23 protein-coding genes and 1 tRNA gene are annotated in these 26,702 nt (G+C 64.1%); 10 read left to right on the top strand and 14 right to left on the bottom strand.

The window, feature by feature from the left end; genetic code table 11:
- The first annotated feature begins 7 nt into the window (after nt 1-7).
- The 3 genes from FZF13_RS27340 (at nt 8) to FZF13_RS27330 (ending at nt 2,552) form a co-directional block, all read left to right on the top strand.
- Nucleotides 8-955 carry an ABC transporter substrate-binding protein gene (locus tag FZF13_RS27340; protein WP_024925442.1) on the top strand — a complete coding sequence of 316 codons (948 nt, stop codon included), beginning with the start codon at nt 8-10 and terminating at the stop codon, nt 953-955.
- 2 nt (nt 956-957) lie between these two features.
- A complete protein-coding gene (locus FZF13_RS27335) occupies nt 958-1,968 on the top strand; it encodes a FecCD family ABC transporter permease (protein ID WP_024925441.1) in 1,011 nt (336 codons plus the stop codon).
- Nucleotides 1,969-2,120: 152 nt separating this feature from the next.
- A complete protein-coding gene (locus FZF13_RS27330) occupies nt 2,121-2,552 on the top strand; it encodes a GNAT family N-acetyltransferase (RefSeq protein WP_024925440.1) in 432 nt (143 codons plus the stop codon).
- Nucleotides 2,553-2,588: 36 nt separating this feature from the next.
- On the opposite strand, the gene FZF13_RS27325 is transcribed toward FZF13_RS27330, so the two are convergent.
- The 9 genes from FZF13_RS27325 to murA all read right to left on the bottom strand — a co-directional run bounded on the left by FZF13_RS27325 (nt 2,589) and on the right by murA (nt 13,196).
- Nucleotides 2,589-3,704, bottom strand: coding sequence for an anhydro-N-acetylmuramic acid kinase (locus tag FZF13_RS27325; protein ID WP_024925439.1), 1,116 nt, complete (start codon nt 3,702-3,704; stop codon nt 2,589-2,591).
- The gene (locus FZF13_RS27320) at nt 3,701-4,720 is read right to left on the bottom strand and encodes a serine hydrolase domain-containing protein (protein WP_024925438.1); all 1,020 of its coding nucleotides are present in this window, start codon (nt 4,718-4,720) and stop codon (nt 3,701-3,703) included. The genes FZF13_RS27325 and FZF13_RS27320 overlap by 4 nt, the downstream gene beginning before the upstream one ends.
- Nucleotides 4,721-4,736: 16 nt before the next feature.
- Nucleotides 4,737-6,500: an ABC transporter ATP-binding protein gene (locus FZF13_RS27315; RefSeq protein WP_024925437.1), complete on the bottom strand. Its 1,764-nt coding sequence runs from the start codon at nt 6,498-6,500 to the stop codon at nt 4,737-4,739.
- A 1-nt stretch (nt 6,501) separates the two neighbouring features.
- Entirely contained in the window at nt 6,502-7,335 is an 834-nt protein-coding gene (locus FZF13_RS27310; RefSeq protein WP_024925436.1) for an ABC transporter permease, read from the bottom strand.
- Nucleotides 7,335-8,294, bottom strand: coding sequence for an ABC transporter permease (locus FZF13_RS27305; protein ID WP_024925435.1), 960 nt, complete (start codon nt 8,292-8,294; stop codon nt 7,335-7,337). Before FZF13_RS27305 ends, FZF13_RS27310 begins: the two co-directional genes overlap by 1 nt.
- 105 nt (nt 8,295-8,399) lie before the next feature.
- A complete protein-coding gene (locus FZF13_RS27300; protein ID WP_150978962.1) occupies nt 8,400-9,917 on the bottom strand; it encodes an ABC transporter substrate-binding protein in 1,518 nt (505 codons plus the stop codon).
- 72 nt (nt 9,918-9,989) lie between these two features.
- Nucleotides 9,990-10,922: an N-acetylmuramic acid 6-phosphate etherase gene (gene murQ, locus FZF13_RS27295; RefSeq protein ID WP_024925433.1), complete on the bottom strand. Its 933-nt coding sequence runs from the start codon at nt 10,920-10,922 to the stop codon at nt 9,990-9,992.
- Between the two features lie 124 nt (nt 10,923-11,046).
- Nucleotides 11,047-11,943 (bottom strand): glucosamine kinase nucleotide-binding domain-containing protein, encoded by an 897-nt coding sequence (locus tag FZF13_RS27290; protein WP_024925432.1) that lies wholly within the window; start codon nt 11,941-11,943, stop codon nt 11,047-11,049.
- Complete coding sequence (murA, locus tag FZF13_RS27285) at nt 11,940-13,196, bottom strand: UDP-N-acetylglucosamine 1-carboxyvinyltransferase (protein WP_024925431.1); 1,257 nt, start codon at nt 13,194-13,196, stop codon at nt 11,940-11,942. The genes FZF13_RS27290 and murA overlap by 4 nt, the downstream gene beginning before the upstream one ends.
- Before the next feature lie 128 nt (nt 13,197-13,324).
- Here murA and FZF13_RS27280 point away from each other — a divergent pair, with 128 nt between their 5' ends.
- The gene (locus FZF13_RS27280; protein WP_024925430.1) at nt 13,325-14,182 is read left to right on the top strand and encodes a MurR/RpiR family transcriptional regulator; all 858 of its coding nucleotides are present in this window, start codon (nt 13,325-13,327) and stop codon (nt 14,180-14,182) included.
- Here the strand turns inward: FZF13_RS27280 and olsE are convergent.
- Nucleotides 14,179-15,156 (bottom strand): ornithine lipid hydroxylase OlsE, encoded by a 978-nt coding sequence (gene olsE / locus FZF13_RS27275; RefSeq protein ID WP_036254879.1) that lies wholly within the window; start codon nt 15,154-15,156, stop codon nt 14,179-14,181. The two genes, FZF13_RS27280 and olsE, sit on opposite strands and share 4 nt — an antisense overlap.
- 284 nt (nt 15,157-15,440) lie before the next feature.
- On the opposite strand from olsE, the gene FZF13_RS27270 reads away from it, so the two are divergent.
- The gene (locus FZF13_RS27270; protein WP_024925428.1) at nt 15,441-16,025 is read left to right on the top strand and encodes a histidine phosphatase family protein; all 585 of its coding nucleotides are present in this window, start codon (nt 15,441-15,443) and stop codon (nt 16,023-16,025) included.
- 58 nt (nt 16,026-16,083) lie between these two features.
- Here the strand turns inward: FZF13_RS27270 and FZF13_RS27265 are convergent, their stop codons facing one another.
- Both FZF13_RS27265 and FZF13_RS27260 read right to left on the bottom strand, forming a co-directional pair.
- Nucleotides 16,084-17,196: a pyridoxal phosphate-dependent aminotransferase gene (locus tag FZF13_RS27265; RefSeq protein WP_024925427.1), complete on the bottom strand. Its 1,113-nt coding sequence runs from the start codon at nt 17,194-17,196 to the stop codon at nt 16,084-16,086.
- Nucleotides 17,197-17,351: 155 nt separating this feature from the next.
- The gene (locus FZF13_RS27260; RefSeq protein ID WP_024927280.1) at nt 17,352-18,500 is read right to left on the bottom strand and encodes a porin; all 1,149 of its coding nucleotides are present in this window, start codon (nt 18,498-18,500) and stop codon (nt 17,352-17,354) included.
- A gap of 418 nt (nt 18,501-18,918) precedes the next feature.
- On the opposite strand from FZF13_RS27260, the gene FZF13_RS27255 reads away from it, so the two are divergent.
- The 3 genes from FZF13_RS27255 to FZF13_RS27245 all read left to right on the top strand — a co-directional run bounded on the left by FZF13_RS27255 (nt 18,919) and on the right by FZF13_RS27245 (nt 21,597).
- Nucleotides 18,919-19,009, top strand: a tRNA-Ser gene (locus tag FZF13_RS27255).
- Nucleotides 19,010-19,207: 198 nt separating this feature from the next.
- Nucleotides 19,208-20,299 carry a porin gene (locus tag FZF13_RS27250; RefSeq protein ID WP_024927281.1) on the top strand — a complete coding sequence of 364 codons (1,092 nt, stop codon included), beginning with the start codon at nt 19,208-19,210 and terminating at the stop codon, nt 20,297-20,299.
- 245 nt (nt 20,300-20,544) lie between these two features.
- Complete coding sequence (locus tag FZF13_RS27245) at nt 20,545-21,597, top strand: tyrosine-type recombinase/integrase (protein ID WP_024926776.1); 1,053 nt, start codon at nt 20,545-20,547, stop codon at nt 21,595-21,597.
- 108 nt (nt 21,598-21,705) lie between these two features.
- On the opposite strand, the gene FZF13_RS27240 is transcribed toward FZF13_RS27245, so the two are convergent.
- Nucleotides 21,706-22,590 carry an alpha/beta fold hydrolase gene (locus FZF13_RS27240; protein WP_024926775.1) on the bottom strand — a complete coding sequence of 295 codons (885 nt, stop codon included), beginning with the start codon at nt 22,588-22,590 and terminating at the stop codon, nt 21,706-21,708.
- A gap of 286 nt (nt 22,591-22,876) precedes the next feature.
- Nucleotides 22,877-24,904 (bottom strand): lytic transglycosylase domain-containing protein, encoded by a 2,028-nt coding sequence (locus FZF13_RS27235; protein WP_024926774.1) that lies wholly within the window; start codon nt 24,902-24,904, stop codon nt 22,877-22,879.
- A 266-nt stretch (nt 24,905-25,170) separates the two neighbouring features.
- Here FZF13_RS27235 and dapA point away from each other — a divergent pair, with 266 nt between their 5' ends.
- Together dapA and smpB are read left to right on the top strand one after the other, a co-directional pair.
- Complete coding sequence (gene dapA / locus FZF13_RS27230) at nt 25,171-26,052, top strand: 4-hydroxy-tetrahydrodipicolinate synthase (RefSeq protein ID WP_024926773.1); 882 nt, start codon at nt 25,171-25,173, stop codon at nt 26,050-26,052.
- A gap of 115 nt (nt 26,053-26,167) precedes the next feature.
- Nucleotides 26,168-26,647, top strand: coding sequence for an SsrA-binding protein SmpB (gene smpB / locus FZF13_RS27225; protein WP_024926772.1), 480 nt, complete (start codon nt 26,168-26,170; stop codon nt 26,645-26,647).
- The last annotated feature ends 55 nt before the right edge of the window (nt 26,648-26,702 follow it).

Below are 26,702 nucleotides of genomic sequence, written 5' to 3'. Positions count from 1 at the left end.
AGTTCCCATGAAACGTCTTGCGCTTGGTCTTGCCCTCTCGCTGTTTGCATCGGCGGCTTTTGCCTTCCCGGTCACCGTCGACAATTGCGGCGTTCCGCTGACTTTCGACGCGCCGCCCAAGCGCGCGGTCATCAACGATCTCAACATGTCTGAAATGGCCTTCGCGCTGGGGCTGCAGCCCGAGATCGTCGGCCTGACCGGCATCACCGGCTGGTACAAGGTCGATGCCGCGTTCAAGGCCGCCCAGGGCGCGATCCCGGAACTCGCGCCGAAGTATCCGACGCTGGAAAACCTGCTCGCGGTCGAGCCCGATTTCTTCTTCGCCGGCTGGTATTACGGCATGAAGCCCGGCGGCGAGGTGACGCCTGATACGCTGGCCCCGCACGGCATCAAGACGCTGCTTCTCACCGAAAGCTGTATCCACGTCGACAAGAACCGCCCGGCGGCGTCGATGGACCTGTTGTTTGGCGACGTCGAGAAACTCGGCAAGATTTTCGGCAAGGAAGAGAAGGCGAACGCCCTGGTCGCCGGCTGGAAGGAAAGGCTTGGCACTATCACCGCCAAGGTCGGCAACCGCAGCGGCACGCGCGTCTTCCTCTACGATTCCGGCGAGGACAAGCCTTTCACCGCCGGCAAATTCGCCATTCCGACCGCGATGATCGAGGCCGCCGGCGGCACCAACATCATGGCTGACATGCAGACCAGCTGGGGCAACACCGACTGGGAGACGGTCGCCGCCAGGAACCCGGAATTCCTGGTCCTGCTCGACTACCAGGATGCGGCCGGCTACCGGAAGCTGATTGATTTTCTTAAAAGCCACCCGGCCATGAAGGAAACGGACGCGGTCAAGAACAACCGCTTCGTCGCCCTTCGTTATGCGGAGCTGACGCCCGGGCCGGCCAACATCGAAGCCATCGACAAGATCGCCAAGGCCATGCACCCGGAGGCTTTCTGAACGTGACGAGGTCCTACGGCGCGGCGATCGGTATTGGCGCGGCACTGATTGTCCTGCTGGCGCTGCTGTCGATCGCCTATGGCTCGACGGTCATTCCGTTGGGAGACGTGATCGCGGCACTTGCGCGCGCCGTCGGCCTCGACGCGGCCGCCGTTTCGGTGCCGGTCGAGAAGATCGTCGTCGACTTGAGATTGCCGAGGGCGATCCTCGCCATCTGCGTCGGCGCTGGCCTCGGCGTCGTCGGCGCGCTGTTGCAGACGGTGACGCGCAACGATCTGGCCGACCCGTTCCTGTTCGGCCTGTCGTCAGGCGCGGCCGCCGGCGCGGTTTCGGTCATCACCGTCTTCGGCGACCGGCTCGGCATCTGGACCTTGCCGCTTGCCGCCTTCGCCGGCGGCATCCTCACCGCGATCGTCGTGCTCTTGCTTGTCGCCCGCATTCGCGGCCAGGGGCCGGAACGGCTGATCCTCGCCGGCCTCGCCGTCTCGTTCCTGTTCACGGCGCTGACCAATTACCTGGTCTTCGCCGGCGACCAGCGCGCCGCCCATTCCGTGCTGTTTTGGACCATGGGCGGGCTCGGTCTCGCCCGCTGGAGCAATATCGGCCTGGCGCTTCTCGGCGCCACCGTCATCCTGGCCTTCGCGCTGCGCTACCATCGCTGGCTCGACGCGTTCCTGGCCGGCGAGAACACCGCCGAAAGCCTCGGCGTTCCGGTCGCCCGCTTCAGGACCTTCACCTTCCTGGCGGCCGCCTTCTCCACCGCCATCCTCGTCTCGGTCGCCGGCGTCATCGGCTTTGTCGGCCTGATGATCCCGCATCTGGCGCGCCGTTTCGCCGGACAGCTCCATCTGCGGCTGGTCATTGCCTGCGCGGTTTTCGGCGCCGTCCTGCTCCTGGCCAGCGATCTCCTGGCCCGCACCTTGCTGCCGCCGCAGGAACTGCCGATCGGCATCATCACCTCCTCGGTCGGCGCGCTCTTCGTGGTCGCGACCTTGCTGCGCAATCGGCTTTGAGGGGGAGGACCTGTCCGCCTATTCGCGATCTTCGCAGGCATCGGCCCGATCGATGCCAACAGCACCGCCGCGCCGTTGAAGCGGCCGGCGAAGGCCGCTACACCAAGTCCCGGATCGGCTTTGCCGGTAAGGCAGGGACTGGAAGGCACCGCATGAAGATCGAAGTCACCGAGACCCCCGACCCCGTGGTGCTCGCCGTCGTTGGCGACAGCCTCGCGGCGTTCAACGTTCAGGATGTCGGCCCGGCGGAGCGGCGCGCGCTGGCGGTGCTGGTTCGCGATGACAAGAGCAGGCTGGCCGCCGGCATCTCCGGCTACACCGCCTGGGGTTGGCTCTACGTGCAGTGGCTCTGGGTGGACGAGAGCCTGCGCGGCCAGAACATGGCGGCAAGGATGCTGCAGGCGGCCGAGGACGAGGCCACCGCGCGCGGCTGCCACGGTGCCTATATCGATACCTTCAATCCGACCGCGCTGAAGGTCTATCAGCGCCAGGGTTATCAGCCCTTCGGAACCCTGCCGGATTTCCCGAAAGGCCGCACGCGGACCTTTTTGGCGAAGAGTTTGCGGGTCGGCGAAGAAGGCTGACCCGCCGCCCCGCGAGTGGGGAGGCGAGGCCGCCTGTCACCCCGCGATGCGTCCGCCGGTCATCGGCTTCGGCACGCCGGTGGTGCTGGGGAAGCTGATCGGCAGGCCGCGCAGCGCGCGCACCGCCAGGAAGGCGAAACACTCGGCCTCCACGGCATCGCCGCGCCAGCCGAGCTTGTCGGCGGAAACCGCATCGACGCCGGCGCGGCTGGTCAGCATCGCCATGAATGTCGGGTTGTGGCGGCCGCCGCCCGACACGAACAGCGTCTTCGGCCGCCGCGGCAAAAGGTCGAGCGCCTTGCCGACGCAGGAAGCGCTGAACGCCGTGAGCAGGGCGGCGCCGTCCTCATCGCTCAAACCGTCGGCCATTGCCGCGGTGAAGTCGAAGCGGTCGAGCGATTTCGGGAAGGGCGCCGCGAGATAGGGGTGCTCCAGCAGCTTCGCCAGCCGCGCCTCGTCCACCTTGCCGGCGGCGCCAAGGGCGCCGTCGCGATCCATTTCGCCCAAGCCCCGCGCCTTGATGAAGTCGTTGATCGGGGCGTTCGCCGGGCCGGTGTCGAAGGCGACGATGTCGCCCTTGCCGTCCCACCAGGTGACGTTGCCGACGCCGCCCAGGTTGAGGATGGCGCTGTCACCGTGCGCGCCGGCCGTACCAAGCAGCGCCGCGTGATAGACCGCCGCCAGCGGCGCGCCCTGGCCCCCGGCGCGGATGTCGGCGGTGCGGAAGTCGTAGACCACTTTTGTGCCGAGAATGGATTGCATCAGCGCGCCGTCGCCGAGCTGGCGCGTGTCGCCAGGCCGGCCCTTCTGCGGGCCGCGATGCAGCACGGTCTGGCCGTGGAAGCCGACGACGCCGATCTCGGCCATCGTCATGCCGGCCTCTTCCACCACCTTTTTCACCGCCGCCGATTGCGCGCGGGTCAATGCGGCCTCGGCCTCGGCGAAGATCGCCGGTTCCGGCCCCTCGAAATTCCAGACGCGGGCTGCAGCCTGCGCTTCCTCCAGCATGGGGCGAATGGGGGCGTCGTAGGGCACCAGCGCATAGGCCCCGAAAGTCTCGATGCGTTCGCCGTCGGTCTTCAACAGCGCGACGTCGATATTGCCGTCGAGCACGGTGCCGGTCATCAGCCCGACCGACCAGATGGGGTTCATGGTTCTGCTCCGTTCAAGAGGTCGCCGACCTGGCGGCGAAGATCGACAATGCCGCTGTCGAAATGGCGGGTCGGGTGAATGCGGTTGGTGAGCAAGGTCCAGGCGTGGCCTGCGTCGAAGTCGATCCACAGCCCGGTGCCGGTGAAGCCGGTATGGCCGATCGTGCCGGCACTGCAACCATCGCCACCCGACCAGCCGGCATAAGCGTGTTCCCAGCCATGTGTGCGCCTGGCCGACAGCGGTTTCCGCATCAGCGCGACGGCGCTTGCCGAGGCGCCGCTGCCGTCGAGCAGGCCTTGCGCGAAGTCGAGCACCGAACCGGCCGTGCCGAACAGCCCGGCATGGCCGGCGCCTTGCAGGGCGGAACAATTGTCGTCATGCACCTCGCCACTCAAAACCCGGTGGCGCCAGGTGCAGTCCTCCGTCGCCGCCGATCGCTCCGGTTCGGCAAAGAACGCGAAACCCGGCCCCGCGTCCATGGCGCGGATCGTCTTGCCGGACAGCCGCTCCATGGCGAGCCCGAGAAGAATAAAATTGATGTCGGAATAGACCGGCTCGTCCAGCCGGCGCCATTCGCGTTGCAGCACGAAGGTGCGCAACAAATCGGGGTCGCGGCCATAGGTGTAGATCGGCGCGACGGCGGGGAACGGCGTCTGGTGGCCGAGGCACTGGCGGAACGTCACCTGCCGTTCCCAGGCATCGGCATCGTATTGGCGCAGGTCCGGCAGGGCCGTGGTCAAGGGCGCATCAAGATCGATCGCGCCTGCCTCGGCCAGCGCCAGGATGCGCGGCGTCGTGAAGATCACCTTGGTAAGCGAGGCGAGGTCGAACCAGCTGTCCTCCCGCATCGGCCGCTCGCCCGGCACGCGTTGCGCCAGCCCGATGGCGCGGGTCAGCCGCTGGCCGTCGCGCGTCGCCAGGCCCAGCACGCCGCCGGGGATGCGGCCGGCTTCGATCGCCCCCTGCAGCGGGGCAAAGGCACGGTCGAAACGCTGGCGGAAATCGTCGCTGGCCATTCCTTGTTGTTCCCCTTCAGGCCTCCGCACGCACCTTGTGGTCGCGCCCATATTCGCGCCATGTCGCCGGCGGCGGCTCGAAACCGAGCGGCCTGACCAGCGAGGGCACCTGCCTTGTATCGAGCTCGAAATGCTGGCGCCGCCGCGCGATGGTCGGCACCGCGCCGATCAGCTTTTTCGTGTAGGGATGCTGCGGATCGGACAGCACCGATTTCGCCTCGCCGATCTCGACGATCTGGCCGGCAAACATCACGGCAACCCGGTGCGCGATACGTTCCACCACCGCCATGTCGTGCGAAATGAATAGATAGGCAAGGCCGTATTCGCGCTGCAGGTCGACCAGAAGTTCCAGCACGCGTGCCTGTACCGAAACGTCGAGCGCGGAGACAGCCTCGTCCAGCACCACCACCGAGGGGTTGAGCATCAGCGCGCGCGCGATGCACAGTCGCTGGCGCTGGCCGCCGGAAAACTGGTGCGGATAACGCGCCAGGCTGTCCTGCGGCAGCCCGACGCGCGCGAGCAGCGCCGTCATCCTGGCGCGCACAGTGGCGTCGATGCGCTGGCCGGCGGCGATCACCGGCTCGCCCAGTATCTGCTCGATGCTGAGGCGCGGGTTGAGCGAGGCATAGGGGTTCTGGAACACCATCTGCACCGGCAGCCGGCTTTGTCCGGGCCGCGCCGCATGTGCGTCGACCGAGAACGCGCCGCGCGTCGGCGCCACGAGACCAAGCACGGCGCGCGCCGTGGTCGACTTGCCCGAGCCGCTTTCGCCAACGATCGCCAGCGTTTCGCCGGGCAAAAGGTCGAAGCCGACGCCATCCACCGCGTGAACCGCGCCGAAAGGCCGGCTCAGCCAGCCGCTCTTCAAGGGATAACGCACGACGAGATCGTCCACCGCGAGCGTCGGTTTGGCCACCGTCGGCCGCATCTCGTCCGCCTGCGCGCGGATGGTGTCCGTCCGTGCCGCGTCGCCGCCGGAAAAGTGCGGCACGGCATGCAAAAGATGTTTGGTATAGGGATGCTGCGGATGGTCGAGGATCTGGCCGAGCTCGCCCTGTTCGACCGCGTGGCCGTCCTGCATCACCATCACGCGGTCGGCGATGCCGGCCACCAGGCCGATGTCGTGGCTGATGAAGATCATCGACATGCCGGTCTCGCGCCGAAGCTCGGCCAGCAGCGCCATGATCTGCGCCTGCACCGTCACGTCGAGTGCCGTCGTCGGCTCGTCGGCGATCAAAAGGCGCGGGTTGCAGGCCAGCGCCATGGCGATCATCACCCGCTGCAGCATGCCGCCGGAAAGCTGGTCGGGCGTGGCCGACAGGCGCCGCTCCGCATCGGGGATGCGCACCCGCTCCAGTGCCTCGCGCGCCGCCGCTTTGGCTTGTCTGCCGGTCAGGCCGCGATGCAGCCGGAACGCTTCTTCCACCTGCGCGCCGATGCTCAGCACCGGGTTCAGCGAGGTCATCGGCTCCTGGAAGATCACGCCGATTTCGGCGCCGCGGATTTTCGTCAGTTCCTGCGTGCTGGCGCTGCCGATGTCGGTGACCGTGCCGTCGGCGCGCAGCAGCTCGATGGTGCCGCTGGTGATGCGGCCGCCGGCATAATCGATCAGCCGGTTGGTCGACAGCGCGGTGACCGATTTGCCCGAGCCGCTTTCGCCGACGATCGCCAGCACCTCGCCGACGCCAACCTCGAAGCTCACGCCATGCACGACTTCCTTGGCATCGGGCGCTCGGCCAAAGCTGACATGCAGGTCGCGGACGGAGAGAATGGGTTTCATCTCACGCCCTCCTCGTCTTCGGGTCGAGGATGTCGCGCAGCGCGTCGCCGAGCAGATTGAAGCCCAGGATGGAGAGCATGATGGCCAGTGCCGGGAATGCCAGCAGCCACGGCGCCTGTTCCATCAAATTGCGGCTGTCGCTCAACATCAGGCCGAGCGAGGCGGCCGGTGGCTGGGTGCCGAGGCCGAGGAAGCTCAGGCCCGCCTCCGTCAGCAATGCCCAGGCGAGCGCCAGCGTCACCTGCACGGTGAGCGGCGCCACGAGGTTGAGCAGCAGGTGGCGGGTCAGGATGTAGAAACGGCTGGAGCCGAAGGTGCGCGCGGCGTCGACGAAGTCGCGGGTTTTCAGCGAAAGCGCCGGGCCGCGCACCACGCGTGTGAAGATCGGCGTGTAGACGATGCTGATCGCCACCACGCTGGTCCAGGTGCCGGGTCCGATGATCGTCACCACCAAGAGAGCCAACAGGATTGCGGGGAAAGCCAGCAGCACGTCCATCAGCCGCATCATCACCGTGTCCCAGCGTTTGCCGTACCAGGCGGCGGTGAGGCCGAGCACCGTGCCGGAGAGCGCGGCCGCCGCGACCGAGAAGAAGGCCACGGTGAAGGATTGGCCCACTCCCTTCATCAGCCGGCTCGCCACGTCGCGGCCGAACAGGTCGGTGCCCATCCAGTAGGAGGGAGACGGCCCGTGCAGCCGGTCGATGCGGTATTGCATCAGCGGATCGTGCGGGGTCAGGCCGAAGGCGCCGAACAGCGCGATGACAACATAGACCAGCACGATCGCGCCGCCGATGCGGCCGCTGGGATGCGCGAAGATGGCTCTGACCATGCCCATCACCGGCCTTCCAGGCGAATGCGCGGGTCGAGCGCCACATAGGCGAGGTCGACCAGGAGGTTCACGATCATGAAGTTGAGGGCGATGAACAGCACCGAGCCCTGCACCAGCGCGTAGTCGCGCTGCAAAATCGCTTCCAGCACCATGCGGCCAAGGCCGGGCAGCGCGTAGATCTGCTCGACGATGACGGCGCCGCCCAGCAGGTAACCGAATTCGATGCCGCTCAGCGTCACCACCGGCACCAGCGCGTTGGGCAGCGCGTGCCGCCAGATGACGCTGCGTTCCGGCGCGCCCTTGGCCCGCGCCGTGCGCACATAGTCGTCGCTCAGCACGTCGAGCATGGCCGAGCGCGACACCCGCGTCACCGATGCGGCGAAGGCGCAGCCCAGCGTGACCGCAGGCAGGATCATCTGGCCGAGATTCTGCAGCGGATCCTGCCAGAGCGGGGTGAAGGCGCCCATCGTCGGCAAAACGCCGAAACCCGCGGACAGGATGTAGATCAGCACCAGCCCGACGACGAAGCTCGGCGTCGACTGGCCGATCATGGCGGCGACGCGCACGCCAAGGTCCGCCGGCCGCTCGTTGCGGGTGGCGGCGAAGACGCCGGCCGGCACGCCGATCGCCAGCGCGATCAGCATCGACAGCAGCGCCAGTTCCAGCGTCAGCGGGAAACGCTCGAGGATCACCGCCAGCACCGGCTTGCCATAGGTGACGGAAATGCCGAGATCGCCCGAAAACAGGCCGGTGAACCAGCGCCAGTATTGCACCGGCCAGGGTTGGTCGATGCCGAAATAGGCAGCGAGCGACGAGCGCTGCTGCGGCGTCAAAAGGCCGGCCTCGGTGCCCAGCATCGCGGTGATGGCATCGCCCGGCACGAGACGGATGGCGATGAAGACGACGATCGAAACCCCGATCAGCACGAGGGGGAAGGCCGCAAGGCGCCGTATCAGATAGTTCACGCGACGTGCCCTTGTGTCGGGATGTGCGGGGTGTCGGGATGTGCGGGTTTCGGTCAGGCGAGGCGCCTTACCCTCCCGGTTGAAGGAAAGGTAAGGCCGTCCGCGTCATTGCCCGACGGTCACCTTGCCGAGGCTGGCCAGCGAGCCCGTCGGCATCGGCACGAAGCCCTGCACGTTCTTCTGCTGCGCCGTATAGCCATAGGAGGTGTAGAGCCACACCCAGGGCGATTTTTCGGCGAGCTCCTTGTCGAAATCGGCGAAGATCGCCTTGCGCTTTTCCGGATCGGTCTCGACGCGGCCCTTCTGCAGAAGCGCGTCCAGCGTGTCGTCGGCGAAGTTCGAGACCTTTTGCAGGTTGCCGTTCTTGGTCCAGTAGCGGTTGTACATCGTATATGGATCAGGCCGGCCGCCATTCAGCGCGATCGCCATGTCGAAATCGCCCTTCAGCCAGGTGTCGACATAGACGTTCAGCTCCATCATCTTGATGTCCAGCTTGACGCCGATCTCGGCGAGCTGCGCCTGCAGCACCTGCGCCTCGGCCGCCGCCGTCGGCGGCTCGCCGGTGGCGGCGATGACCGTGGCGGTGAAACCGCCGGTCATGCCGGCATCCGCCATCAGCTTCTTCGCCTTCTCCACGTCGCGCTTGTAGCAGAACAGCGTGTTCGGATCGGAGGCGAAGAACGGCATGGTCAGCGGGCCGGTCACCTTGCCTTCGCCAAGCGAGGCGGTGTCGAGCACTGCCTGCCGGTCGACGGCGCAGGAAATGGCCTGGCGCACCGCCAGCTCGTTCATCGGCTTGCGCGCCGGGTTCAATTGCAACACGTGATAGGCAAGCACCGGCGCGCGGTTCAGCTGCAGCTTCGGCTCCTTCGGCACCAGCGTGGCGATCAGCGGGTCGTTGAGCAGCGCGAAGTCGATCTGCCTGGTGCGCATCGCCGCCAGGATGGCGGTTTCGTCGGGCAGAACGCTGATCTCGATGCCCTCGACGCCGGTCGCTCCGCCGGCCCAGTCCTTGTTGGCGGTGAGTATTTCCTTGGAATTCGGGTCCCAGCGCTCCAGCTTGAACGGGCCGGAGCCGACGGCCTTGGTGCCGATGGTGCCGGCGGCGATGTCGGCCGCCGGAACGATCGAGGAATTGGTGTCGGTCATCGCGGTCAGGATCGGCGCGTCCGGCTGCGACAGCTTGAAGGTGACGGTTTCCGCGTCCGGCGTCTCGATGCTGGCGATCGACAGATAGTTGGCGCGGTTGGCCGCCCCCGTCTTCTCGTCGAGGATGCGCTCGAACGAGGCCTTGACGTCGGCCGGAGTGACCGCTGCGCCGTTCTGGAATTTCGCCTTGGGGTCGAGCTTGAAGGTCAGTTCCTTGCCATCGGCGGAGAAGGCCCAGCTCTTGGCGATGCCGGGCACGATCTTGAGTTCCGCATCGAGGCGCACCAGCGGCTCATAGATGAGTTCCAAAAGACGCAGCGAGGAAAAGGCTGTCTGCTTGTGCGGGTCGAGGCCGGTGGCATCCTGCGCCCAGGCCATGCGCAGCTTGGCCGCGTCGGCGGTGCCGGCAAATGCGGTGGCGCCGAGCACGATGGCCGCGGTCAGGCCGAGCAGGCGCTTGAATTGACTGGTCATTTCATCCTCCCTTTATGTTCTTCTTGGTCGAAATGGTCTTCTTTGTCCAAGTCCGGATCGATGCCGACAGCCTCACATCGCGGCAGGCCCGCCGTGTTCGATCGCTTTTCGCAGGAAGCCGTTAGCACCTTCCAGCGCAATCCGCGCCTCGGCGAGGTTCATCCCCGTCATTGTGATCAGGATGGCCAGCTTCACGTCGTTATGGGTCTTGGCAAGTGCCGCTTCAGCCTCCTCCAGCGTACACTCGGTCGCCTGCATGACGATGCGCGCCGCGCGCGCCACCAGCTTCCTGTTCGACGCCTTCAGGTCGACCATCAGGTTCTGATAGGTCTTGCCGATCTTCACCATGCTGGCCGTGGTCAGCATGTTCAGCACCAGCTTCTCGGCGGTGCCGGATTTCATCCGCGTCGACCCGGTCAGCGCTTCCGGGCCGACCACGGGCGAAATGGCAATCTCGGCGATATCGGCAATCGTCGATTGCGGGTTGCAGGACAGCGCCACCGTGGTGGCGCCGATCTTCCTGGCGTGGTTCAGCCCGCCGATGACATAGGGCGTGCGCCCGCTGGCCGCGATGCCGACCACCACGTCCTTCGCGGTCAGCCCGATCTCGGCCAGCGCCTCGGCGCCCTTGGCCTGGCTGTCTTCCGCACCCTCGGTCGCCTTCAAAAGCGCGTCATAGCCGCCGGCGATCAGCCCGACCACCATGGTCGGCGGCACGCGGAAGGTCGGCGGACATTCGGAGGCGTCGAGCACGCCGATGCGGCCGCTGGTGCCGGCGCCCATATAGATCAGGCGGCCGCCCTTCCGGAAGGCGGCGGCGATGCGGTCGACGGCGGCGGCGATCTCAGGGATCACCTTGGCGACCGCGCCGGCGACGCCCTGGTCCTCGTCGTTGATCCTGCGCAGCAATTCGACCGTCGGCAACAGGTCCATGTCCATGGTGCGCGGGTTCCGATCCTCGGAAACCAGTCGCTCCAGCTCCGCTATCAGGCCTTGTTCGGACACGATCTTCACCTGCGCATTCCCGTTTGGACCGCATCGATACCGGTCCGGTAGTATCCCGTTAACTTTTTAGAATGCATTATTCCTTTGTGTCAATATAGGATGGAATTAAATATTCCAAACCACCTCAAGGCGGGCAATTCGCCATCCGGCTACCGGCCCGCCGTGCCAGGATGATGGCGCCCGACACCGCGTCGCCATCGGCCGGTTTCAGCCGCCGGCGCACATCAGGCGCCAGCCACGGTTCCAGCGGGCTGGCCAATCCGCCTAACAAGGTGACGCGCGGCGCTCCCTTGTCGAACAGCGTGCGCACCAGCGTGTCGATCTGCTCGGCCGCCGCCTGCACGATGCGCCGTCCCGCCGCGTCGCCCTGGTCGGCATGGCGCATCACGGTCGGGGCGAGGGCCGCGTAATCGGTCGCCGTGGCGCGATCCATCCAGGCCACCGCCTCCATCGGATCGTCTTGAAAACGCTGCATGATTTCCGAGAGCAGGGCGGAGCGGTCATGGCGGCCGTCCTGGGCGCGCAGCGCCAGTTGCACTGCCTTCAGTCCTAGGTCGGCGCCGCTGCCTTCGTCCGAGATTGGAAAACCGTAGCCGCCGACGCGCAGATTGCGGTCCCCGACAAAACCCAGCCCGATCGAGCCCGTGCCGGCGATGACAATGGCGCCGTCGAGGCCCGAATGGGCGCCAAGGCAGGCGCCCATGCCATCGCTGGTGAAGTCGATGCCGAGAAAGGGATGCTCGATCGCCCGCAGCGCCTCCAGCGCGCCCTTGCGGCCGATGCCGGCCAGGCCGATGCCGGCGAAGGTGTGCTTGAGTTCGGCCCGGCCGAAGCCGGCCTCCTCGGCGGCCGCCCCGAAGGCGCGCGCGATCGAGGCCCATGCGGCTTCGATGCCAAGCCGCGTCGTCGCCGGTCCGGACAGGCCCTGGCCGAGCACCGTGCCGCCTTCGTCCTCGATGCGGGCGCGGCAGCCGGTGCCGCCGCCGTCGACGCCGAGATAGAAATGCGGCGCGGCGCTCATTCGCGGAACCGCTCGATCGTCGCGCCGCACATGCGCAGCTTGCGGTCGAGGCTCTCATAGCCGCGGTCGAGGTGGTAGACGCGGTTGACCACGCTTTCGCCCTCGGCCACCAGCGCCGCCAGCACCAGCGAAACCGAGGCGCGCAAATCGGTTGCCATCACCTGCGCCCCGCGCAGCGGGTTGCCGCCGCGCACCAGCGCCGAGGTTCCCTGCAAGGTGATGTTGGCGCCCAGCCGCATCAGTTCCGGCACGTGCATGAAGCGGTTTTCGAATACCGTTTCGCGCAGCAGTGAGGCGCCCGGCGCGCAGCACATCAGCGCCATGAACTGCGCCTGCAGGTCGGTCGGAAAGCCGGGATAGGGCTCGGTGGTGACGTCGACGGAACGCAGCGGCCCGTCGCGCGAGACGATCAGGCCACGGTCGCCGGGCCACACGCTGACGCCGGTCGCCTCCAGGATCTGCACCACCGAGGCGAGGTGCTCCAGCCGCGCATGCGTCAGTTCCAGCTGTCCGCCGGTGATGGCCGCCGCGATCGCATAGGTGCCGGCCTCGATGCGGTCGGGAATGGTGTGATGGCTGGCGGCGCGCCAGCGCGTATCGCCTTGCACGAGTATGCGGTGCGTGCCGGCGCCCTCGATGGTGGCGCCCATGGCGCCAAGGCAGGCGGCGAGGTCGGCCACTTCCGGCTCGCGTGCGGCATTGACGATCTCGGTCTCGCCCTTGGCGGCCGTTGCCGCCATCATCGCCGTCTCGGTGGCGCCGACCGAGGGCGAGCCGAGCACGATGCGTGCGCCGGTCAGGCCGTCCGGCGCGTTGGCCACGATCGACCCGCCCTTGATGCCGATGTCGGCGCCCAATTGTGCGAGTGCCTTGATATGCATGTCCACCGGCCGCGCGCCGATGGCGCAACCGCCGGGAAGCGATACCTGCGCCTGGCCGAAGCGGGCGAGCAGTGGCCCCAGCACCAGCACGGTGGCGCGCATCTTGCGCACCGTGTCGTATGTCGTCTCCCTGGAAGCGGCCGCACTGGTGTCGATCGTCACCGCCTGGGCCGAACGGCTGATCTGGGCGCCATGCTGGGCAATCACATTCAGCATGTTGTCCACGTCGCTGACCGCCGGCAGGTTGGTCAGTTCCAGCGGGGAGGGGCTGAGCAGCGATGCCGCGATCTGCGGCAGCGCCGCATTCTTGGCACCGGAAATGGCGACCGCGCCTTGCAGTCGCTGCCCGCCGACAATGCGCAATCTGTCCATGGTTCAGGGTCCATTCCGGCAGCTGTTGAACTGGCGGTACCATGGCGAGAGTTGACCGGGATATTCTTCCCTGTCAACCTGCGTTGGAATATTCTATTCCTTGCCCGATTGGCAAAGAAGCAGGCTCTATGTCGGTTCTCAAGAAGATCCACGCCACGCTCGACACCATGGCGCCGGCCGATCGGCAGATCGGCCAGTTCATCGTCGATAATCCCGACGAGATGCTGCAATTGTCGTCCGCGGCGCTGGCCGAGCAGACCGGCCGCAGCCAGTCCAGCGTCGTCAAGTTCTCGCAGAAGCTGGGTTATTCCAGCTATCAGCAATTGAAGCTCGCCGTCAGCGAGGCCAAGGCCAAGCAATGGCACGCGCCGGCCGGCATGGTGCATGGCTCGATCGAGCGCGGCGACGGCTATATGACCGTCCTGCAGAAGCTGGTCGCCTCCAAGCTCGCCTCCATGCAGCAGAGCATGTCGGTCAACAGCGAGCAGACCATCGGCGAGGTGCTCGACCGGCTGGACAAGGCCGGGCGCATCCATCTTGCCGGCGTCAGCGCCTCGGCGCTGGTGGCGCGCGATTTCGCCATCAAGCTGATGAAGCTGGGCCGCAACGTCCTGCACGACAGCGACAGCCATGTGCAGCTCGCCAGCGCCTCCTCGCTTGGGCGCAATGATGTTCTCTTCGCGCTTTCGCATTCCGGCGCCAGCATCGAGACGCTGCGTATCGCCGAACTGGCCAAGGCCCGCGGCGCCGCGGTCATCGTCATGACATCGCTGAAAAACAATCCGCTCAGCCGCATCGCCGATGTCGTGCTCTATTCAGTCGGCGACGACGATGGCGTGCGCTCCTCCGCCATTTCGGCCCGCGACGCGCAATTGGCGCTCACCGATCTTTTGTTCATCCTTCTGGTGCAACGCCAGCCCGACGCCAACGAACACATCCGCGACAGCGAGATGGCGGTGTCCGCGCTCAAGCAGGATGCATCCTAGGCTTCCTGCCGCTCCGGCTGTTCCTGGCTTTTTGGGACGCTCCTGTCGCTTTCGCGCGGAGCCTTGCCCATGATCCGCCGCATGCCGGCCTTGGAGAAGGGCTGCACGATCTGGCCGAGGAAGCTCTTGTCGATGGTTCCGCTGATGCCGATGTCGGTCGAGGATGGGCGCGGCGGGTTGAGATAGGTGCCGAACACCTGGTCCCATATCACGATGTTCTCGCAATAATTGGTGTTGCCTTCGCGCAGGTCGCGCGAATGGTGCCAGCGATGGATGCGCGGCGTGGTGAAGATCCGGTCGAGCAGGCCGGTGCGCATGTCGATGTTGCAATGGGTGAGCAGGCCGATGAACACCGAGACCGCGCCCAGCCACAGAAACACCGGCAGCGGCGCGCCCAGAAGATAGAGCGGCAACTGGCCAAGCAGCATCTTGAACAGCGAATCGACGAAGTGGAATCGCCCGGTGTTGAGCACCCACAGCCGCTCCACGCTGTGGTGCAGCGCATGGAACCGCCACAGCGTCAGGCGTTCGTGGCTCAGCCGATGCGCGAAATAGAGCCCGAATTCGGCGATCACCAGGCCGAGAACGGCTTGCACGAACATCGGCGCTTCGCTTGGCCACAGCGAATAGGAAGGGTGCAGCGCCGGTTGCGCGATGGTCGCGAACAGAAGCGGAAACGAGGTGGTGATGGCGGCGGCGATCTGCGTCAGCCCCTTGGTCACCGTGGTGTGGGCGACATTGTTGAACGTCTCGCCATCCGGCTCCAGCCAGCTCCGCTCATAAGGCATCAAACGCTCGAAAAGCGCGATGACGGCGATGCTGGTGAGGTAGACGACGTTGAACCACAGGATCGGATGGTCGCTTTCGAAAGCGAAATACGAGCCGATCATGCTGGCGGTGAAGATGACTGGCCAGAGAATGACGGAGAGAAGCCCGTAGATCATGCTCCGCGGATTGAAGTATGTCGCCTGCATGCTGTCCTTCTCGGGCTCGATCTGTCATCGCGGCTCAGTATGGCGGCCGGATTACAAGAGCCTTGCAAATCTCCGTCGCAGGCAGAAAATCGACGGATTGGTGAAATCGCATCCTATTGACCAGGACGCTGCGGATTCGCCGGGCAGTTTGAAAGCTGATCGCCGGACCCGCAAGCCTTGCGGGCAATTTCCTCCCCAGCCATGTCGAGCCGCGTGGCGCCGCCGCGCGCTGGACTTGTGCTAGCCTGCCGGCAGTTGGGGCCGTGATTCCAGATGCTTGCCTGATGCTCGTACGTCTTACCTTGATCTGCTGCGGCGCCAGCGCGGCCAGCCGGCGCGGCTTTTTCCCGTCCGACGAGCCGCTTGAGCCGAAGGCCGTGACCGCCGCGGCGCGCCTGGCCAGGCTTGTCGATCCGGCGGATAGGTTCCTCACCGCTCCAGCCCGGCGCGCGCGCCAGACGGCGGAAGCATTGGGGCTGGACGCAGTGGAAACGCCGGCGCTGCGCGACCAGCACTATGGCGGCTGGGCCGGCCTCGCCTTCGAGGCGGTCGAGCGGGTGGCCCTGGAAGCGGCGCAGGGCTGGCTGACCGATCCCGACACGTCACCGCCGGAAGGGGAGCCTTTCTCGGCTGTCGCGGCCCGCGTCTCGGATTTGCTCGACAGCCTTGTCGCCCAGCCAGGTCATACGGTCGCTATCACCCACGCCACGGTCGTCCGCGCCGCGATCCTGCATGTGCTGCAGGCGCCGCTTGCCGGCTTCCGCCACATCGATGTCGAGCCGCTCAGCCTCACCGACCTGCGCAGCGACGGCCGCCGCTGGATGTTGCGGTCATGCGGTTTGACGGCGCCGAAGCCCAGGCGCGCCTGAGCATACCGGTTCCGCGCGATAGGCTATTCTATTGAGTAGGCTGCGCTGGGTGTCGCGCCTAGTTGCCTCGGGCCGCCGCAACCGCGCCCGGCAGTTCCTCGGCCAGTATGTCGAGCTCATGATCGAGGCCGACACTGATGCGGATGCAGCGATCCAGCCCCTGCGCCATCGGCTTGCGGATGAAGACGTCGCGCGACAGCAGCGATTGCATGATTTTTGCCGCGAAGGCGCCGTCGCGGCCGCAGTCGACCGTGACGAAATTGGTGGCCGAGGGCAGGGGAGTAAGACCGTTGTCGCGGGCGATTGTCGCGATTCGCTTGCGCCCCGCCTCGACCTTGCCCACCACGGCCCGCAGCCAGTCCTGGTCGGCCAGCGCTGTGACGCCGGCCTCCTGCGCCATGCGGCTGACGCCATAGTGGTTGCGGATCTTCTCGAAGTCGCTGATCACTCCGGCTTCGCCGAAGGCGTAGCCAAGCCGTATGCCGGCCAGCCCGTAAGCCTTGGAGAAAGTGCGCATGCGGATGAGGTTAGGCCGGCTGACGTCGACCGCAGGCAGTGCCGAGGCAGGGCCGAGCTCGCCATAGGCTTCGTCCAGCACCAGCATGGTGGTTGCGGGCAGGGCCTCCATGAAGCGGTTGATGTCCGCCGCCTCCCACCAGCTCCCCATCGGGTTGTCGGGATTGGAGAGATAGACCAGCGGCGCGTTTTCGCGCTTTACCGCCGCCAGCAGCCCGTCGAGGCTCTCGCGATCCTTCTCATAAGGAACGGTGACCAGCCGCCCGCCGGTGCCGGCGACATGGAAGTTGAAGGTCGGGTAGGCGCCGAGCGAGGTTACGACCGCCAAGTCCGGCCCGGCATACATGCGCGTCACCAGGCCGAGCAGCCCGTCAATGCCTTCGCCGACCACGACGTTGTCGGCCGAGATGCCGAGATGCGCCGCCGCGGCGAGCTTCAGGTCGTGATTGTCGGGGTCGCAATACATCCACATCTCGCCGGCGATCGCCTTCATGCGCTCGACGACGCGCGGCGACGGGCCGAAGCTGCTTTCGTTGGCGCCGAGGCGAGCCCGGAACGGTTTGCCGCGGTCGCGCTCCTGCGCCTCCGGGCCGACGAAGGGCACTGTCGCCGGCAGCGCCGCGACGATCGGTGACAGCGGAGGATGTTTTGGCATGGAGAGGCCCCGGATGGTGTTTCGCGTTCTGGCTACAGCGACCGACCGAACCGCGCAAGCACTGGCTGCTGATCGCTGGAACGGCATGACGAAGGAAAAAAGAAAAAACCCGGCGGTTGCCCGCCGGGTTTTCAGAAAGTCCGTAGGGACTGTTCTTAGAAGTCGCGCTGGAAGCGGATGAGGCCGCCGACGCTGTTCTTCTTGTTGGCGTTGGTCCAGCTGCCGGTGTAGTCCGGCTTGCCGAAGTTGCCTTCGTTCAGGTAGTCGACTTCGGCCGTGACGGTGAAGCCCGGAACCAGCTGGTGCGCGATGTTTGCAGCCACGCCGAGGTTCTTGGCGTCGTCATACGAAATCTGAGCGTTGAACGAGGTCTTCTCGTTGAACTTGTAGGTGCCACCGCCCCACACAGCCCAGTTGCCGCCCCACTGCTTGTAGAAGCTGCGGTCGATATTGTCGTCGGTGCCGTAGCCGCCCATGATGAACAGGTCGATCTGGTCGGTCGCCTTCACATCCAAGCGAACCTTGCCAGCCCACTCTTCATAGTTGCTGTTGTAAGCAACGACGCCGGTGATCGCACCCCAGCCAGCGGTGTACTTCACGCCGCCAACCACGTGCGGGACGTAGCTGTCGATGGTGTTGTTGTCGATAACCCAGGTGTCGCCGGGGCGACGGATGCGCGATTCGCCACCCGAACCCTGTTCGAACGACACGATCGCCGAGAGGCCGTTGCCGGCATCGAAGGTGTAGCTGATCAGGTTGGTGTCGAAGTCGCCGTAAGGAACCAGCGTATCGTTGATGACGTTGCCGGCGTAACCGATGAAGGTGTTGAAGGCCGATTCATCCTTACCGACGCGCAGGCCACCGAGCTGGATCCAGGCGAAGTTCAGCGAGAAGCTGCTGGCCGTGCTGTTGGAGCCGTAGTTCTGCGAGTTGCCGAAGTTGAAGCGGGTCTCGGTGTAGGTCTTCAGGGTGCCGAGCTCGGTCTCCTGACCGGTCCAGGTCTTCAGCGCGAAGCGGCCGCGCTTCCACCAGGTGCCCTGGTCCTTGCCGGTGAGGCGGTCGTTGGCGCGAGCGCCATCGAACGAGCCGACGTCGCCGAAGCCAGCGTCATAACGGATGTAACCGCCGACGCGCAGGCAGGTCTCGGTGCCCGGGATGTAGAAGTAGCCAGCGCCGTAGACGTCGCAGATCTTGACGTATTCAGCGGGTTCCGGCTCGGCAACGACGACAGCGTCGGCGGCGCGCGCACCGGAGACTGCGAGCAGTGCCGCAGCGGAGCCGAGGAGAAGGCTCTTGATGTTCATTTTCTGACCTCCAGTCAAAAGTTTAAAAACGGGTCTGGGTATTTTTTGCTGAAGGACAGCGTTCCCTGCCCCATCCCCATGCTGAAAAAGATGCGCTGCGCGCCGCTTCTTCGAGATCGACATTACCCATCGGGCGGCCCGGTTCAATAAGGATCGTGCAGGCGGAAGGGCAGTCCGGACGTGATCGGGTAGCGTTGTTGCACAAATGACACGATTTTGCCCATGGCGGAAAGCTCTCATTAACCAAGGAGGTTCCGCCAGGTCCCGAAAAGCCGCGTTTCCGGGCGAATCTTCTCAAGAATCGCAGTGCTCGACCGGCTCCCAGGAGAATCGTCGCTGTGGATGCCGCGGTTTTTTGAGTTCGAACTGCGTTGGCTTATTGATTGTGGCCGGCCTTTTCTTTATCCAGCCCGGCAACGGAGAGGTGGCCGAGTGGTCGAAGGCGCTCCCCTGCTAAGGGAGTAGACCTCAAAAGGGTCTCGTGGGTTCGAATCCCATCCTCTCCGCCACCTTCCAGGCAGCTCAAATCAAATCGTCCGCGCCCTTAACTGAGTGGCGTTTACGCTATGCGGCGCAATCAACGCGGTGCTTGTTATAGCCGCGCGGTGTCTTTCTGAATAAGAAAACGAAGCAATAACAACGTGATATGCCGCATTCACCGGCTGCGCCAACGAAAATGACGTTCGATTCTGACTGGAGGTCAGAAAATGAACATCAAGAGCCTTCTCCTCGGCTCCGCTGCGGCACTGCTCGCAGTCTCCGGTGCGCGCGCCGCCGACGCTGTCGTCGTTGCCGAGCCGGAACCCGCTGAATACGTCAAGATCTGCGACGTCTACGGCGCTGGCTACTTCTACATCCCGGGCACCGAGACCTGCCTGCGCGTCGGCGGTTACATCCGTTATGACATCGGCGTGGGCGATCGCGAAGGCACCACGAATGTTCGTGACGTGCTGACCGGCAAGCTGCAGGATACCTATTGGAAGCGCGGCCGCTTCGCTCTGAAGACCTGGACCGGCCAGGAAACCGAGCTCGGCACCCTGAAGACCTACACCGAGACCCGCTTCGATTTCTCCAATTCGTCTGGGGATCAGGCCGGTGCCTCCAACTATGCTGCAGCCAACGGTGTTACGCTGAACTTCGCCTGGATCCAGCTCGGTGGCCTGCGCGTCGGTAAGGACGAATCGGCTTTCAACACTTTCTCGGGTTATGCCGGTAACGTCATCGACGATACGATCGTTGGTTATGGCCGTTTCGACACCAACCTGATCAGCTACACCTTCGACGCCGGCAGCGGCTTCTCGGCGATCGTCTCGCTCGAACAGGGTGACAAGGCCTACACCATCGACAGCTACGTGCCGCACATTGTTGGCGGCGTGAAGTACACCGCTGGCTGGGGTGGCATCGTCGGTGTTGTCGCTTACGACAGCAATCTGGAAGAAGTCGCCGCCAAGGTTCGCGTCGACGTCAAGGTCTCCGACCAGATCGATCTCTGGGTGATGGGCGGCTACGGCGGCGAAGACCTGGATAAGGGTATTAACCACACCTATTACAAGCAGTGGGACGGCAACTGGGCTGTCTGGGGTGGCGGTACCTACAAGTTCAACGAGAAGACCTCGTTCAACGTGCAGGCTTCGTACGACCAGGGTAAGACCTTCGGTCTCGCTGCGAACATCGCGCACCAGCTGGTTCCGGGCTTCACCATCACGGCCGAAGTTGATTACTTCAATGTCGGCAACAGCAAGTATCACGCCAAGTCGGACGGCGTTGGCGGTATCCTGCGCTTCCAGCGCGACTTCTAAGAGATGTCGCGTCTCCTATGACATATCGAACCCGGGCGTTCTGCGCCCGGGTTCTTTTGTTTCTGCGTTGGGCTTGGGAACGAAGAAGGATCAAGGGGGTGGAACGGTAGCTGAAGCAAGTTTGCAGGTCGCTTCGAAGGGATTCCGGTCGTTTGCCGGAATGAGGCGATTGCAAGTTGCTCTCTTGAAAGGACGGCTCCTTGTGGTTAAGCCTTTGGGCATCCACAGGGGGGTGTGGCAAAAAGATGTCTCAAGACGCGCTTCAGGAGAGCACGCTCTCCGATCGATTTGCAGTTTTTACGTCTCAGAATATCCGGGTGAAATACAACACCGGCAATATAAGGGAGGTGAAATCCTATCGGATCGGCGAACTATTTTCAGCCTATCGCGACATATTGTGGGACGATGGACGACATAAATACAATGTCAGTTCGTTCATCGGCGAAATAGACGAGATTTTGCTTGGCGAACGCTTTAGTACGTTCGACCAAGGCACTCTCGACAACCTGGTCGGTACCCTGCGCCAACGTGGCAACAGCAACGCAACCATCAATCGTAAGATGGCTGCGCTCAGTAAATTGCTGCGCAAGGCTCAAAAAATGGGGGATATCCACAGTCTGCCAGAGTTCCGTCGCCAGAAGGAGCGGGCGGGACGAATCCGTTTCCTCGAAAAGGACGAGGAGGCGCGGCTGTTCGCGGCCATTCGCAGCCGCAGCGAAGACGCTTACCGGCTCTCGGTCTTCCTGGTCGACACCGGCTGCCGCCTCGGCGAGGCCCTCGGGCTGATCTGGAACGATCTGCAGCCGATGCGCGTCAGCTTCTGGATCACCAAATCCGGCCGCAGCCGCACCATTCCTTTGACGCAGCGCGCGCGCGACACAGTCGCTTTTTCGGGTGAAGGCCGGCGGCCGAAAGGCCCGTTCGTCATGCTCAATCAGCCGCAATTCCGCCAGATCTGGAACGAGGCGAAGCAGGAAGTCGGCCTCGGCGCAGATGACCAGGTGGTGCCGCACATATTGCGTCATACCTGTGCTTCCAGGCTGGTTCAGGGCGGCATCGACATCAGGCGCGTTCAGATGTGGCTCGGCCACCAGACGCTGCAGATGACCATGCGTTACGCCCATCTGGCGACGAACGATCTCGACAGCTGTGTCGTGGTTCTTGAAACGCGGCCCGTCGAAAGCACCAATGCGGCCGCTGTTTCGCCGCTGGAAGCCGCTGCCCCGGCCGTCGTGAAGGCCCGTAAGCCGCGCGCAAAGAAGGCCTCGACCGCTGTCGGAGAGAAAAAGCGCGCCTGATCGTGCTCGGTTCGAAAACGAATTGGGCGCGATCCATTCGAAGAAGACCCTACGATTGATGCCTTGAGGTGTCTTGGCCGATCTCGTGAATGCGACGAGCGGCCGAAGCTATGATTGCCGCTCCGATCGATCGATGAAATTGGCGATCAGTTGCGGCAGATCACCTGTCTCCAAGAAAGGCGCGTGGCCTTGGCCGGGCACCGTCACCGTCTGCAATGTCGGGTGATGGCGCGCCATTTCATTCAGGGTCTCACCAGACAACAGCCTTGAATTGGCGCCGCGGATGGCCAGCATCGGTATCGAGGTCAGCGCGTCGAACTGCGGCCATAGGGTCGGCAAGGGTTTGGACAGATCGACGCCAGCCAGCGTATCCACCAGTTTCGGGTCGAAGTCCGGGGTGAGCTTGCCGTTTTCGGTACGATAGATGGCTGCCACCATGCGTCGCCAGTCGGTATCGCCAAGTGCCGGAAAGTCGGCACCGTGTGCCGATTTTTGCGCCTCAACGGCCTCGTCGAGGCTTTCCGGCCGCGGCGCCCTTTCCAGATAGGACTTGATGTGCGCGAGGCCCGCCATTTCCAGCGCCGGGCCGACATCGTTGAGCACGATGGCTTTCAGCACCGAGGGTTTCATCATGCCAAGCACATGGATGATCAGCCCGCCGCGCGAGGTGCCGATGAAAGCCGCTTCCGAAATCCCCAGCGCGTCGAGCCCGGCCAGAATGTCGCCGGCTTCAATGCCGACATTGTAGTTGGCCACATTGGGGTCGTAGGCGGATTGTCCCCTGCCGCGATAGTCGACGGCGACAACCTTGCGTTTTGTTTCCGCGGAGGTCGACAGACAAAGCGCCAGTTCATGAAAGTCTCGTGCATTGCGGGTTAGGCCCGGCAGGCAGACGACTGGCAGGACCTCGCCATGCTGTTCCCCATAAACCCTGGCGTGCAGCTTCAGCCCGTCCGGGGCGGAATAGAAGAAATCCGAAAAAGCTTCCGCCACGCCGAAGTGCCTCCCGATGCCGTAGTCTTCTTCAAAGGGCTACAGATGAGAGGAGGCGTCGTCAAATCAGGCGTTCGTTCAACGCAATCGAGCCGATTATCGAGGGATATTGCGTGGCGTGAATAAAAAATCCGCAACCTTTCCGCGAAAATCGCGCAGGTCATTGAAACAGGAAGACGATTCCATTTTACAGCTCACAAGCGGTGGCGGTTATTTCCACTTTTGACCTTTTATTTCACCTACAGGTTGTCTATGGCCGCGATCTGAAGACAGGCGTTTCGGGCGATCATTTTCGCCCATCGACCAGATCGCCGACAATGTCGAACTGGCCGGAGATCCGCATCTTGTAGACCTCGTAGTTTTCCATCACGCGCTGGATGTAACTTCTTGTTTCCGAATACGGAATCCGCTCGATCCAGTCGACGATCTCGTCGATCTTCTTGCCGCGCGGGTCGCCGTACCGGGCAACCCATTGGTCGGCGCGGCGCGGTCCGGCATTGTAACCGGCGAAAGTCAGCACATAGGAGCCGTTGTAGCGGTCCAACTGCTGCCCAAGAAACGTCGCCCCCAACGTAGCGTTGTAGCCGGCGTCGGTGGTCAGCTTGGCTTGGCTGAAGGCCATGCCGGCCTTTTTCGCCAGCTGTTCTGCGGTGCCGGGCATCAGCTGAAGCAGGCCGAGTGCACCGGCGCGAGAAACCGCGCTGACATTGAATTCGCTTTCCTGGCGGGCAATGGCATAGGCCAGCGCCTTGCCCGACCCGGAAATATTGGCGCTGTCAGGAATGACGCCGATCGGGTGCGACAATGCACCTACATTGATGCCATTGGCGGCGGCGATCTTGCCGATCCGAAGCGCCAGGAAATGATTGCCTTGTTTCTCGGCCATCGAGGCCAGCAATGCCAATTCGCCAGGACTGGTCAGTTGGCCGGCGAGATCGAGATAGAGTGTGTCGGCAAAGCGCTGATAGCCCGCTTCCTGCAGCCGCGTGATGGCCGCCACCGCCTCACGCGCCGCGAAGGTCGAGCGGTCGCTGTCGCTGGACTGCGGGTCGGCAATGTTCAGCGTACGGTTGCCGACGCGCTCTCCGGCGAGCTGGCCATAGAAGGTGGTGCCAAAGAGCGATGCCTTGGTGAAATAGGCCTTGGCATCGCCCGGTCCGCCAGCTTCAGCGGCGCGGCCGAGCCAATAATAAGCGCGCGACAGTGAAAGGGCGCCCTGTGCCAGAGTGGGGATGCGCGAAAAATGCTCCGCCGCCTTGGCCGGGTCGTTCAGCCCACGCAGCGCATACCAGCCTGCGTGGAATTCAGCGTCCGCTGCATTGATCGGGCTTTCAGCGGCATGCGCGGCGGCAATCTTGTATGCCGTCTTCATGTCGCCCTGGTCGACCAGTTCGCGCGACAGCACGCGCCGCTCGATCCACCACGCGTCGGGATCGACCAGCGCGGCACGGTCGGTCGGCGCCTTCAGCATAACCGCTGCCGCTTCAGCAAACTTCTTGCGCTTGCGCAGATATTCCGCCTGGGCAAACAGGTAGCCGGCACCGCGCTGGTCGGCCGGCACGGCTGCCAAAAGCTTCGGTGTCTTCTTGTCGCCTTGCGAGGCGGCCGCCCAGGCGTCGGCCAAAGGCTGCGCGCCGGCGAGTGTCGCGACGCGCTGCGCGGAATCGACGCGATCGGCATAGAACATGCGCTCCATGCGGTAGCGGTGATCCGCCACCGGGATGATCGGACCGAACTCATTGATGATGGCCGTCTCGTATCTGGCCTCCAGCTTTTCCGTGCGCCAGAAAGGTGACAGGACGGACTGTGCCGCCTTCGCGTCGCCTTTCGCCACATAGGCCCTGGCCAGCGCGATCGTTCCTTCCGCCGTCTGCGGCCGGCTGCCGTCGAAGGCCTTGATGACGATATCGGGCGTCGGGTTTTCCCGGGCGAGGGCGCGTTCGCTGTTGCGCCGCAGCGTCGTCATTCCAGGCCAGCCAGGCAGCAGTTGCGCGGCCGCCGTGATCTCATCGGATGGCACCTTGTCGCCGCCATAAAGCGCGATCGCCCAAGCCAGGATATGATGGTCGAGCGAGGAGACCGGCAGATTGTCGCGCGCCGCGCGCGCCGCGGCGAAGTTCCTGGCGGTGAGGGCGTCCAGCCCGCTTTTCAGTTGGGTGAGATCGAAGACGGGCAGGCTCGCCTTGTCGGGAGCCGGGAACATGGGCAGTGCTTCGGTCGGTCGCGTGTCGGCGCTGCTGCCGATCGCGATGGCAGGCGCCAGCGCGACCAGCGCCCCAAACAATGCATAACGATAGAACCGTCTGGCGGTCATGATTCCGGTCTGTTCAAAGTGGTTGCGCGCTACAGATAGGCATCGATTGCAAAGAGCCTAGTGAGCCGCGATGAAGAGATGGTGAACGAAAGGTTAGCGCCTCTGTTTCGTTTGCCGTCTTCTGCACCGGCTCTACTTGCTCCAGAACAGTGTCGAGACTATGGTGCGCGGCCCTTCGATGGGCTGGGGCCAACTGCCGTTTGGCACCACAAGAGAAACATTGAAACCGAAGCTTGGAACCCTCTGGGTCCGTGGAGTTTGAAGACATGCTGAGAGGCTCGCTTACTGCGCTCGTGACACCGTTCGAAAAGAGCGGGCGTTTCGACGAGAAAGCCTTTCGCGCGCTTGTCGCCTGGCAGATCGAGGAAGGCACAAAGGGACTGGTTCCGGTCGGTACGACTGGCGAGTCGCCCACGCTTTCGCATGAAGAACATCGCCACGTGGTGAAGGTCTGCATCGAAGTTGCGAAGGGGCGGGTGCCGGTGGTTGCCGGAGCGGGCTCCAACAACACCGAGGAAGCGGTCGGCCTGGTGCGGTTTGCCGAGGAAGCCGGTGCGGACGCGGCGCTGGTGGTGACGCCTTATTACAACAGGCCGACCCAGCGCGGGCTCTATCAGCACTTCGCCACGGTGGCCAAGGCGACCAAGTTGCCGATCATCATCTACAACATCCCGCCGCGTTCGGTGATCGACCTGATGCCCGAGACGATGGGGCAGCTGGCCAGCGAATTCAAGAACATCGTCGGCGTCAAGGATGCGACCGGCAAGATCGAGCGCGTGTCCGAGCAGCGCGCGACATGTGGCAAGGAATTCATCCAGCTTTCGGGCGAAGATGCTTCCGCGCTGGGCTTCAACGCGCATGGCGGTGTCGGCTGCATTTCAGTCACCTCCAATGTCGCGCCACGGCTCTGCTCCGAGTTTCAGGAAGCAACGCTCGCCAACGACAAGGAACGTTCGCTGGAACTGCAGGACAAGCTTTTGCCGCTCCACAAGGCGCTGTTCGTCGAGCCGGGCGTGTCTGGCGCCAAATACGCATTGTCGCGTCTCGGCAAGGTGGAAAATGTCCTGCGCTCGCCGCTGATGACGGTCGAAGCGAGCACGGCCGCCAAGATCGATGCGGCCATGCGCGTTGCGGGGTTGATCAACTAAGCTGTTACGGCTCTTGCGGGGCTAGCTTCGCATGACCATTTGATGGCTTCTTTTCAGATGCGTTTCCAACACTCCGTTTGCGGGGACGCATCGCCAATCATTTGAAATTGATGCCATGAACCAGGTCAGAAAAGCCGATCCCAACAACAAGGTCGCCGCGGAAAACCGCAAGGCGCGCTTCTCCTATGAGGTTCTCGACACAATCGAGGCCGGCTTGGTGCTGACCGGCACCGAGGTCAAGTCGTTGCGCCAGGGGCAGGCGAATATCCAGGATTCCTACGCTTCGGTCGAAGACGGCGGCATCTGGTTGATCAACTCCTATCTGCCGGAATATCTGCAGGCCAACCGTTTCAACCATGAGCCGCGCCGGCGCCGAAAGCTGCTGTTGAACAAGCGCGAGATGGCGAGGCTCTCGCAAAGCATCGAGCGCGAGGGCATGACGCTGGTGCCCCTGAAGATTTACTTCAACGACCGCGGTCGGGCGAAACTGCTGCTCGCGGTGGGGCGCGGCAAGAAGTTGCACGACAAGCGCGAGACCGAAAAGCAGCGCGACTGGGCTCGCGAAAAAGGCAGGCTGCTGAAGGAACGGGGCTGAGGCTCAACGTTACCATGCGAACGGTGGGGTGGCCGGCTTGCCGCTACCCTCCGTA

It is taken from the genome of Mesorhizobium terrae (genome assembly GCF_008727715.1).
In the GTDB taxonomy this organism is placed as follows: domain Bacteria; phylum Pseudomonadota; class Alphaproteobacteria; order Rhizobiales; family Rhizobiaceae; genus Mesorhizobium; species Mesorhizobium terrae.
The sequence above is the reverse complement of the archived record's forward strand: the minus strand, read 5'-3'. Positions and strand labels throughout refer to the sequence as shown.